The 11318-nt window shown below is 37.4% G+C and carries 11 protein-coding genes; 1 reads left to right on the top strand and 10 read right to left on the bottom strand.

The features are described from left to right. Positions 1-173 precede the first annotated feature (173 nt). Entirely contained in the window at positions 174-656 is a 483-nt protein-coding gene (locus tag G8761_RS21225) for a PaaI family thioesterase (protein WP_166029970.1), read from the bottom strand. A 368-nt stretch (positions 657-1024) separates the two neighbouring features. Further along, entirely contained in the window at positions 1025-1735 is a 711-nt protein-coding gene (locus tag G8761_RS21220) for a nucleotidyltransferase domain-containing protein (protein ID WP_166029969.1), read from the bottom strand. Between the two features lie 376 nt (positions 1736-2111). Between G8761_RS21220 and G8761_RS21215 the strand changes: the two genes are divergently transcribed. Next, positions 2112-2594, top strand: coding sequence for a DUF2231 domain-containing protein (locus G8761_RS21215; RefSeq protein ID WP_166029968.1), 483 nt, complete (start codon positions 2112-2114; stop codon positions 2592-2594). A 362-nt stretch (positions 2595-2956) separates the two neighbouring features. Here the strand turns inward: G8761_RS21215 and G8761_RS21210 are convergent, their stop codons facing one another. The 8 genes from G8761_RS21210 to G8761_RS21175 form a co-directional block, all read right to left on the bottom strand. After that, positions 2957-3733: an MreC domain-containing protein gene (locus tag G8761_RS21210; protein WP_166029967.1), complete on the bottom strand. Its 777-nt coding sequence runs from the start codon at positions 3731-3733 to the stop codon at positions 2957-2959. Between the two features lie 233 nt (positions 3734-3966). Then, positions 3967-4263 (bottom strand): Dabb family protein, encoded by a 297-nt coding sequence (locus G8761_RS21205; RefSeq protein WP_166029966.1) that lies wholly within the window; start codon positions 4261-4263, stop codon positions 3967-3969. A 2-nt stretch (positions 4264-4265) separates the two neighbouring features. Then, positions 4266-5525 (bottom strand): flavin-dependent oxidoreductase, encoded by a 1260-nt coding sequence (locus G8761_RS21200; RefSeq protein WP_166029965.1) that lies wholly within the window; start codon positions 5523-5525, stop codon positions 4266-4268. 142 nt (positions 5526-5667) lie between these two features. Further along, complete coding sequence (locus tag G8761_RS21195) at positions 5668-7368, bottom strand: NAD-dependent malic enzyme (RefSeq protein WP_166029964.1); 1701 nt, start codon at positions 7366-7368, stop codon at positions 5668-5670. Between the two features lie 168 nt (positions 7369-7536). Further along, positions 7537-8274, bottom strand: a complete 738-nt coding sequence (locus G8761_RS21190; protein WP_166029963.1) for a sulfite exporter TauE/SafE family protein — start codon at positions 8272-8274, stop codon at positions 7537-7539. 576 nt (positions 8275-8850) lie between these two features. Next, the gene (locus tag G8761_RS21185) at positions 8851-10116 is read right to left on the bottom strand and encodes a sensor histidine kinase (protein WP_166029962.1); all 1266 of its coding nucleotides are present in this window, start codon (positions 10114-10116) and stop codon (positions 8851-8853) included. After that, positions 10117-10791, bottom strand: coding sequence for a response regulator transcription factor (locus G8761_RS21180; protein ID WP_166029961.1), 675 nt, complete (start codon positions 10789-10791; stop codon positions 10117-10119). Between the two features lie 143 nt (positions 10792-10934). Next, the gene (locus tag G8761_RS21175; RefSeq protein ID WP_166029960.1) at positions 10935-11276 is read right to left on the bottom strand and encodes a hypothetical protein; all 342 of its coding nucleotides are present in this window, start codon (positions 11274-11276) and stop codon (positions 10935-10937) included. Between the last annotated feature and the right edge of the window lie 42 nt (positions 11277-11318).

The raw sequence follows: 11318 nt of genomic DNA, 5'->3' as shown, positions 1-11318 counted from the left end.
TATTCAAAGAAGCATATTCTCGAGGAAAACTGGCTGGGCGCTGGAGCTGGATTACAATAACCTAGTTCGGAGTTTTCAACAAGGTGAAAATCTATAATTTCCTAACCGAAAAATAAATCAGAATTAAACACGGATGTGTGGAATCCCCGTGTTTAATTCTGATTCATTAAAAATTACTTTTTTAAAAAGCTATCCGGCATGACGACGGCAACTACTTCTCCTCTTGCACAAATTGCTCCCTCAGCGAATACTTCTGCTGATACCTTCCACTTTTTTGGATGAATTTCCTGTACAGTTCCTACAGCTTTTAAAGGAACACGGTCAGGAGTTGGCTTTAAAAATTCTACATTTAGAGATGCGGTTACAAATCTTGGCGGTTCTGTTCCTTCGCCAGGCTCGTGTCCATTTTTCCTGTGAAGCGCCAATGCAGCTGAGCCAGTTCCATGGCAATCTATCAAGGAAGCAATAATTCCACCATATACAAACCCAGGCAATGCCATATGTTTTTCTTCCGGCTGAAAAATGGTTACTGTTTGTTCCCCATCCCAACCAGTCCGAAAATGATGTCCATCTGAGTTTAGTCGTCCGCAGCCATAGCACCACGAAAAGTCATCCGGGTACTCATCCTGAATTGCATTTACAACTTTTTCTTCCATTGATTCATTTCCCCCTTGTATACTTAATCTCCATATAACTTTTCCACTTCCCAATTCCAAACTCCTGTTTTTATAAAAAAGCAATGATAAAAGTCCTAGTTTTTTTTTAAAAAAATATGCCAATTGTTGGAGATAAAGTTTTACTACTATAACCAATGACTCAATTTTCAGAATTTATTCATTTTTCCATTCCCTTTATCACTTTTGTCCATTAAACTGTTATTTAGATACACTAAGTATTTTTCTTACATACATACTTATACTGAAATAGCCTTAAACAAGGTTGGAATTCCTCAATAATTATTGTTAAAACCCCCTCCTCTTGCTGTTATCTTACCCCCTTTAACAGCACGGAGGGGTTTTTTAATTTATCTTCCTATTGAAAAGCCTTCAAACAGCCTGCCGCCATACGGCTCTAATACATTATCTGTTAGCTCAATAATTTTGCTCTTTTCCCCCGTTTTATAAAACAGATCAAAAGCTTCAACAAAATCTTCTGTTAATTTTTCATCATATAGCCGCAGAGACCTTATCACCCATTTTGATCTTCCGACCCAACGGCCATTGGCTCTCAAAATAAACTCCTGCAGCTGGTCAGCAAGCCTGTTAGCGATAAATAAATCCTCTGCTCGATTATTAGAACCAATAAAGTCATCAAGTACGTCTGTAATAAAATAACGCCGATTAGGGATTTCATCTGTCCATTTTTCCGGACCTAATTCCAATATGGATTTAGCCTCTTCTTTAATCGATTCCATCATTCCCTTATCTTTTAAAATAAGCCCTTCTGCTATCATTCTTTGCATGGTCGGTACTCCATCTAAATAATCAATTTGAAAAATATATTGGTAAGAGGTTAAACTGTGAACGAAAAGTTCGATCGGCCACCCCAAGTCTATTAGGGACTCTCGGTAAGAGGTGGTTACACTGTCATCAAAGACCACAATATCAAGGTCTGAAGTTTCAGTTGCCTGTCCCCTGACAACACTCCCTGCTAATATGGCCCCCTGACAGTCAGGAAAACGCTTATTAATAAAACAATTAGCAGCTTCAATCGGCTTTAATCTTTCTGTTCCCATTTCTCCACCTCATTTTTAATGATAATGTGTTTTATCGCCTGCTTTTCCTTCAATGATCCATTATCGGTCAATAGACGATTCCTTTTTCTCCCCTTTTTCTATTACGAGAAAACTCCGTCATTAAGGATTTACTCTCTCTTTACTTCTATTTATTAAAAAGAGCATCCAGTAATTAAAAATACATTCTAACACTAAAGATATGCTTGCTATCCCTCTAATATTAAAGGTCTTTTCATACTGCTTTTTTCTAAACACTTAAAATTAAGTATAAAAAAAGCCTTTTTTAAGAGAATCTTAATAATTCAATGGTAAAATTTCCTTTCAAGCGGCTATCTGATATATTAAATAAAAATATATTGAAATCGGAGGATGATTTATGTTTCAGGAAGTATTTTCACATATTCACCCAATCATGGTGCATTTCCCAATTGCACTTATCATCATTGCGACAATTTACGATTTATTTTGCATTATTAAAAATCGAAGACTTTCTCCGAAACAGGGTTTCTGGCTATGGGCCTTTGCTTTTATTAGTGCATGGATAGCGGTTGGCACAGGTCCTGAACATGATGCCAGAGGAAATACCAATATTTTTGAAAACCATCAGAATTTAGCTGATATTACAACTGTACTGGCTTTCCTAGTTACTGCGTTCCGTGGTTTCTTTATTTTTAAAAAGAAGGAATTTCTTAAAGCCACTCTTGTTATTTATTTTCTTCTTTCTTTAATAACCTCTGCTGCCATCCTTTCTGTAGGCTACTATGGCGGCAAAATGGTTTATGACCAGGGAGTGGGCGTAAAAATGCATGGAAAATATGTAAATCCTCCTAAACCCGGCAAGTTTGGGCACGATGATTAATCAATTCAAGCTGCACTTCTTCTGGAAGGTGCCGCTTCTTTATTTTCTGGATGTATTCCTTTTGAAGAATATTAATGAGTATTGAGTCATAATATCGAGGATTAATATACAATTCTTCTGCCTTAAATCCAAGTTTTTTCAAATACATTCGAGCCCGGTCATTAAATGAGTAACAATCCAGTTATTCGATTTACATTTAATATTCCAAAACCGTGCTACAGCATTAATTGCCCATCAGCAATCTCCTATTTTGGAGAACTATCTCTTAAATTAATTTCTATAGAGATAAAAATACCCTGTATTTATAAATACAAAAACACAGAAGAAATTGATCTTCCGTGCTTCATTATGTTCTAAATCAATTATTCTTTGATATTTTTCCTGAATAAATCATATTCCGTTTTTATATAATGAAAGACTAATGCATTACCGCCATGATCAGGATGCGTGGCTTTTAGTAAATTTTTATATCCTGCTAAAACTTCTTTATCTGATGCTGTTTTGGAGAGCCCTAATTTTTGACGGTAATTAATAGTTTTAGGAACGGGTGGTTCAGATTGTTTTTTATCTGTCGCTGTTTTCCTGTTACCGTTTCCTTTTAATTTTAATAGTTCATTACGTAATTGAATATTTTCTTTTAATAGATTTCTTGATTCCTGCTCTAAAATGCTTTTATCGTTTTCAAGTCTGGCTATTTCTTTATTCAATTTTTCTCTTTGCTGAATTAATGTATTGATGGAATTCCTATGAAGTTTCTCAAGACCATCAATATGCTCATCCTGCGCTTTAATTTTAGCTTTAAGAAGATGGATGGCCTTTTCTTTATCTGTGGGTATGGCTTTCGCCGTTCCTTTTTTTGATATGTATTCGGTTTTATGGTCCCCGGTTCCTACGTTCCGAATCTTTCCTTCACTCAGCCAGCGGCGAACAATCTGGGTACTGGCAGTCTCATCCAGTCCAGCAGCATGTAATAGATTAAAAGCCTGGTCAGTATTATCTATTATGTATCCGACTTTAAGATTGCCGTTTCCTTCATACGTAATTTTCCTCTCACGAAGCAACCGCCTTACTGTGTTAATACCCGCCTCTTCATCGACTCCAGCATCTCTTAATAAATCAAAGGCTTCATCTGTATTCATTTTGTGGTCATCCTTTCCCTCTTAACCATCTAAGTAGGCGATGGGCCATGTAATCCTGATTTCTTTATTATAATAAACGAATCTGTCAATTTAGTGAATGGATAATAAAGACTAACATGGTATTTATTAACCGATCGTCCTGCCTCCATAAAAGTTAATAAAGGGATAGTTACTGATAATTTACATATACGCCAAAACGCGTTTAAGCATTAAAGTGGACCTCTAAAAAAATATTAATTAATAACAAAATCAACAATAATAAGGTCAACCAGGCCAATCTCCTTCAAAAAATTGAAAACCGCCTGATGCGCGGGATGCGGACCATAGTTTTCCAAAGAAGATTTATCTTCAAAACGGACGGTCAATCCCATTTCAAACCCCTGGCTTCTGGATGAAAAATTAAAGCCCTGCTGTATGTCTACAATACCAGGAATCTGTTCCTTTAACAGTAATGTTCGGTGAATTACCTCTTCCTTTTGCTCGTTTGTAGTGGATGGTGAAAATTTCAACAAAACCATATGTTCTACCATTCTTAAACTCCTGCCTTACTGTTTAATTTTTCTCGGTCAAATCCTGCTATTTGCTTGTATTTATTAGATAGGTGTTCGAGTTCTTTTTGAGAAATAACATCTGCTAAATTATTAAACCCATTTGGTGAACGTTCTTCAACGATTTGCATGACAATCTCAGGACCATTTTTTCTATTTGCCATCACGATATTTGTGGTAGGTTCGAGCCTCGCATCCTCATAAGCCTTCAATGCCAGTTCTGCATCAGACTGTTCCAAAATTGCCTCTCCTAATGCATCAGCATCAAGAATAGCCTGTGAAGCGCCATTCGATCCTATTGGATACATTGGATGCGCAGCATCTCCAAGCAAGGTCACTCGTCCGAAGCTCCATTGAGGCAGTGGATCCCGGTCCACCATTGGAAATTCATAAACGGAATCTGTCTCTTTTATTAGCTTAGGAACATTTAGCCAGCCAAAATCCCACGTATCAAAATAAGGCGCAAACTTTTCTTTTTCGATTTTACGATTCCAATCTGCACGTGAAGGCATTTGGTCTGGAACTGCCAGCTCAGCAATCCAGTTAACCAAAGAACTGCCTGTTTTTGCAGTGTCAGGACAAACTGGATAGGCTACAAACTTTTGATCCTGATATCCGGCCATAATCATAGATTTTGCAGTTAAGAAGGGATCTGACTCTGTTATCCCTCTCCATAAAATTCGCCCGCTGAATTTAGGAAGCCCTTCATCTGGATAATAGAACTTCCGGACAACAGAATGAATGCTGTCAGCTGCAATCAGTATGTCTGCACTATATGTGCCAAGGCCCTCCCCCGTTTTACGGTTTTCAAACTGAGCCTTCACTAAATCACCAAACGTTTGAAAGGATTTTAAATGATGCCCTGTGAAAACAGCATCATCCTCTAACTGTTCTTTAACAGCCTTCAGCAAGAGCATTTGCAGTCGTCCCCGGTGTACCGAATATTGAGGCCAATGATATCCGGCACCTATTCCTCTAGGTTCCTGCCAAATTTCCTGGCCAAATTTATTTACATACATGAGTTCTGCTGTAGGCAGGCCTGTTTTTTCCAGCTCCTCCGCCAACCCTAATTCTGTCAAAACTTTGACTGCATGAGGTAGTAAATTAATACCAACTCCCAGTGCTTTTATGGTCTCTACACTTTCAAATACCCGAACCGACACACCAACGCGGTGAAGTTTAAGCGCAGTCACAAGCCCGCCAATTCCACCACCGACAATAATTGCCGATTTAATATTAGCCAAATTGATCCCCCCATAAGATGTGTTTTCTACTATTAAATTATTTTCTAATTATTGCAATAAATAAAACAGATTACAACCAAACCGATTTAATTAAGTAGAATAAGAAAAAAGGCCTGCCAAAGCAAGCCTCTCCACCTTATATTTACATAGCAATACTAGTAATCTCTTTATATTCTGGCTTCCACATTGAATTTTCTACTGCTCTTTCTACATCAGAAATATTTGCCTTTGCTATTCCTTCTGCAATAGCTGTTTTTGCCACTTCAATAGCAACTATTTTTGAAACTTCCACCAACTGATTAATGGAAGGAAGGAGAGATGCACCAAGAGTACTGCTGTCTGATAATCTGGCAACTGCATTTGCAGCGGCTGAATGCATACCTTTTGAGATAATTTCTGCCTTTGCTACAATAGCTCCAAGACCTAAGCCTGGAAAGACAAAGGCATTGTTTGACTGGCCAATTTCATAAGAGATACCGCTATATTCAACGTTTCCGAACGGGCTGCCTGTCGCAATTAAAGCCTTACCCTCTGTCCAATTGATTAAATCCGCAGGTACCGCCTCTGCTAACGGAGTTGGGTTGGACATAGGCATAATAATAGGACGATCAACATGTTTTGCCATCTCTTTCACGACTTCCTCTGAAAAAGCCCCTGCCTGTCCAGAGGTTCCAATAAGGATGGTAGGTTTTACTCTTTTTACAACCTCTAATAATGGGATAATACCATCTTCATTCCTATCCCAGTCTTTAACTTCTTCCGCTTTCCTGGTATAAGGCATTTGGAATTTCAGGACATCTGAAATATCATCTGTTAACAAACCACGGTAGTCAACAGCCCAAAAACGGTCGTATGCCTCTTCTTTTGAAACACCTTCTAAAAGCATTGCCTCTGCAATTTGATCAGCATTGCCAATACCTGCAGCACCAGGACCAAAAACAACGATGCGCTGATCTTTTAGAGGAGTACCAGTAACCTCTAATGCCGACATTACCGCTGCTAAAGTAACCGCACCCGTACCCTGAATATCATCATTAAAAGTAAGAAGTTTATCTCCGTATTTCTCAATAATATTGCGGGCATTAACATTACCAAGGTCTTCCCAGTGAAGCAATACTTCAGGGAAGAATTTTTTTAAAGTGTTTACAAACATTTCGATAAAATCATCGTATCGCTTTCCGCGAACGCGGCCGAACTTATTTCCAATATATAATGGATCATTTATTAAATCCTGATTATTTGTTCCGACATCCAGCACAATAGGAAGCACGCGGCTAGGATCAATTCCAGCAGCTGCTGTATATACAGCCAATTTACCAATGGCGATGTTTATGCCGCCAATTCCCTGGTCCCCGATTCCCAGAATACTTTCGGAATCAGTGACAACAATTAAATCAATACCGTCCCTTGGCTTTCCTAAATTTTTAAAAGCCATTTCCATTCCCTTTGTATCTTCAATAGATAAGTAAAGGCCACCAGGCCGGCGATATTCGTGTGAATACTTCTGAATCGCTTCACCAACAGTTGGAGTGTAGATAATTGGAAGCATTTCACTTAAGTGATCCTTAAGCAATCGGTAAAACAGGACAACGTTACGGTTATATAAATCATACAGGAGGCCATTTTTTCGAATATTGCTAGGTTGAGCGGAATATTGCTCATATGCTCTTTCTGCTTGTTCATCAAGGCTTAGAACCTGCGTAGGCAATAAACCGTGTAATCCAAGCTGCTCTCTTTCACGTTTTGAGAAAGCAACACCCTTATTCATAAAAGGGTTGGAAAGAATATCTCTTCCTCTTAATTTTGTTTCAACTACATTTTTTGTCATCATAGACGAAGTCATGAAACTTTCCTTCTTTCTAAAAAATATGTTAAAAAGATTTAGTTTTTAAGTTTAAAGTAACCTTTGGACATACCTTCTAAATGTTAGTAAACTTTCATTTAATTCACAAGTGTTTTAAACAAATTAATAAGTTTAGTAATTAAAAAAAGCAAGCAGCAACAGGACTGCTTACTTAAATGTTATAAGGGGTGTCAGCACCATAGCGCTTTTTAAGATTCCCACTGGAACAAAGTTTGTAAACTTAGCACCTATATAAGAACCAATCATTGTACCCGCCAATACCTGCAGTAATAAAGTGAAGTTAAAGTATCCTTCAAAATAATAGCCGGTTCCGCCCGCTAAAGCGATTGGCAAAATAACAAGCATGGTTGTCCCAACTGATTTTTGTACAGAGAGGCCTATAATGACAATCAATCCCAGCTGAATAAAAGGTGCCGAGCCAATGCCGAACGTACCGGATAAAATACCGGAGGCAATTCCAACGATTGCAGTTTTCATTATGAGAATTCCGCGAGAAGCCGTTTCACTAGTTTCTTTATCTGTTATTTTTTTCACTATAAATAAACGGATCACAAGCATTACAGCAGACAAAAACAGCATTCCCGCCGTTAACCAGTGTAAGGATTGAACTGGAATCAGGCCGGCAATTCTGGATCCTAAATAAGCGGTAAAAGCGCCAAAAAGACCGACAGTTAATCCTGTTTTTACATCAATGTTTCCCTGACGATAGTGGCTGTAAGCTCCCGACATGGTTGTAAACACCATTGCCGCCAGTGAAGTTCCTAATGATGTGTGAATAGGCACTTTAAAAAGAACTGTTAAAATGGCAATAATAAAGCCAGAGCCTCCGGCACCAATAAATCCTAATAGCGTTCCTAAAAATAACATGGTTAGTGTTATCGCCATGTCCATCCCCCAAAAAACCGTAAATTCCCATTATGAATCTATTTTTTTCTTTATACCATCTATTATAAAGATTGCTATTTAAAATAACTGATTTTGTAATTAAAAAAAGTATAGGAATTAACCCTATACCTTGCATGTTAATAGATTTAGATAATCTTTTGCTAAAAAACTTTCCCTAATCATCTGCCTTTTACCTTTGCCACTCTGTAGGTCTTGTATGCTTTCCAGCCGGTTGCTGCCAACAGGCCAATTAATAAAAAGGCCAGTCTGCCAAATAGTAAATAACTAACTTAAGTCTTGCGAAAATTTGGTCATAAGAATTGTTTAGTTTTGTCTAATGCAAAAACTTTATAAAAACAAGAATGACATCCCTTTAATCGTGGAATTGGAAGATTACCACACACAACCAATAAACAAAAAAGGAGATGTCATAAGGTTTTAGATCCCATTTTAACCATATTGTTTTTCCTCCTATCCTTTGCCCTTTACTTTACTTAAAGATTTTTAAAAAATCTTTTAAAACAATATAAAATTGTTTTTTTTCTTAAAAAGATCCACATATTAAAAAACCCACCTTCAGGTGAGTTTAGGTAAATGATTCTTTATGGGAAGTTTAATAGTAAACCTGCTTCCTTCATTTAGCCTGCTTTCTGCAGATATCTGCCCTCCATGAGCCTCTGCAATCCATTTGGCAATAGACAAACCAAGCCCGGTTCCACCAGTTTCTTTTGTTCTATCCTTGTCACTTCGGTAAAAGCGATCAAATATAAAAGGTAAATCTTTTACAGGTATCCCGCTCCCTGTATCTTCTATGTTTATTCTTAGGCCACTGCCATCCTTTTTAGAAGTAATTAATAATTGCCCATTTGGCTTAGTGTATTTTAAAGCATTATCCAATAAAATGACTACTAGCTGATGAATTCGTGCTTTATCACCAAAATAAAGGATATTGTCTTCTATATCTTTTTCAATTTTGATACCCTTAATGTCAGCAATCGGCTCAAACTGCTCTACTATATTTCGCAGAAGCCCGTCTATTAAAAATAATTCCGGATTAATAAGCTGTTCGTTTGAGTCTGCTCTTGCCAATGTCAGTAAGTCCTCAACGAGGCGGCTAAGGCGTTTAACCTCGGCCAGCCCTTTAAATATTGTGGTACTTTCTTGCTCAATTGTATTGGCAGGATGCCGAAAAAGCAGTTCTATATGTGTTTGTATAACAGCGAGAGGGGTCCGGAGTTCGTGTGAAGCATCACCTACAAACTGCGCTTGCTTCTCCCAAGACCTTTCAATTGGAATTAGCGCTCTATTCGCTAAAAACAAACCAACAAAAAAGGATAACAGCAGTCCAAATGCACATCCCACTCCGATTAATATCAGCAGTTTTTGAAGAACACTTACTTCGGGGTCAATATTATAAACGAGCTGAACATATCCAGCTGCTGGGTAGCTTTTAAGTTCATGTCCCTGTATGGGATGTGTAAGGATCCGATAGGAGTGACCATTAACTGTTTGTGTACGAATCTTCTTATCTTTTATCTTTGGCGTTAAAGAGGAAATCTCATTTTTAAAAAAAGCATTCTTTGGATCACTAAACAGGATCTTTCCGTCTTTACCCCAGAATAAATAAGAAACCTTTCTTTCTGATTCCCTTTCGTTTTCATCAGTAAATTCATCATTGGTATTATGAAGAAGGAACCTTTCCTTATGTCTTAATTTATCATCAATGGTGTTAAAAGAAACTTTGTGCATATATAAATAAAGACTAATACCCAAAATACTTAAAATCAAAAAGAAAACGAGAGTAAAGAGTAAAACGAGTTGGATTTTAGTTTTGCGGAACAATCAATTCATCTCCTTTAGCATGAACCCAATTCCTCGTACTGTTCTAATCCAGTGATCTATATGAAACGGAGCCAGCTTTTTTCGGAGATGGTGTACATATACATCAACAACACTTAATCCTGCTTCGGAATTAAAACCCCAAATTCGATTAAAAATTTGATCCCGCAGCAAAATTTGTTCCTTATTCAGTATGAAAAACTCCAATAAGGAATATTCCTTTACTGTTAAATTTAACTTTTTACTATAAACATAGCCATCGTGCTCAATGCTGTTTATATTAATAGGTCCATAAACCAGTTCAGTATCTGTCTGATCTCCTTTTCCGCGCAAAAGGACCCGTATTCGAGCTAAAAGTTCAGCCCCGGCAAAAGGCTTAATCAAATAATCATCTGCTCCTAAATCCAATCCCAAAACCCTATCCTTAACACTATCCTTTGCTGTCAAAAGTAAAATAGGTGTCCTAATCGATTCATTTCTCAATGTCTTTACTATCGAGAAACCATCCATCTCCGGAAGCATTATATCAAGTATGATTACATCATAAATACTTTGCCTAGCAAGTAAGAGCCCATCATATCCATTTAAAGCAGTGTCAACATCATAATTTTCTTCATTTAATATTTTAGAAATCCCTTCTACCAAGGGTTTTTCATCATCAACTATTAATATTTTCATGACTTCCTCCGGTACTCCTGATTAATTATTCCTTTTATATCATAGCCCTCGATTTTTAAAAAATTATTAAAAATCACTTAGTCAAACTCTGAAATTTTAGGTGAAAGGAAAAAAAGCTGCAGATACAGCTTTCTGAATGCAGATTAACTAGCTTTTTCTATTGATATATTTTTTGCTTCCCTGCGCATTAACTCTATTATCAATAAAATACTAAATGTAAAAGCAAGAATCATTAAAATAAACGGAAGTCTTGGGTCAGCCGTGTAGGCCCAGCCTCCAATTAGTCCTGCTGGAGAAATAAATAGAAGAACCAGCACTTGAAGAATAGAAAACATCTTGGCACGATGTTCATCGTCTATTGAATTGGCCACAACTGCTTCCAGGTAAGGACTGGCAATAATACTACCTGCCGCTGTCAGGAACCCTGGTGTAAAAACAGGCAAACATGCAGTATTGGAAATGCAAATAGGACCTACTCTTTCCATCGGTTTTCCTATGAATTAGAACAACAAGCCAATTGATATAAT

The organism is Neobacillus terrae, from assembly GCF_011393025.1.
Taxonomy (GTDB): Bacteria; Bacillota; Bacilli; order Bacillales; family Cytobacillaceae; genus Neobacillus_A; species Neobacillus_A terrae.
This window is presented reverse-complemented; position numbering and strand designations above follow the sequence as displayed.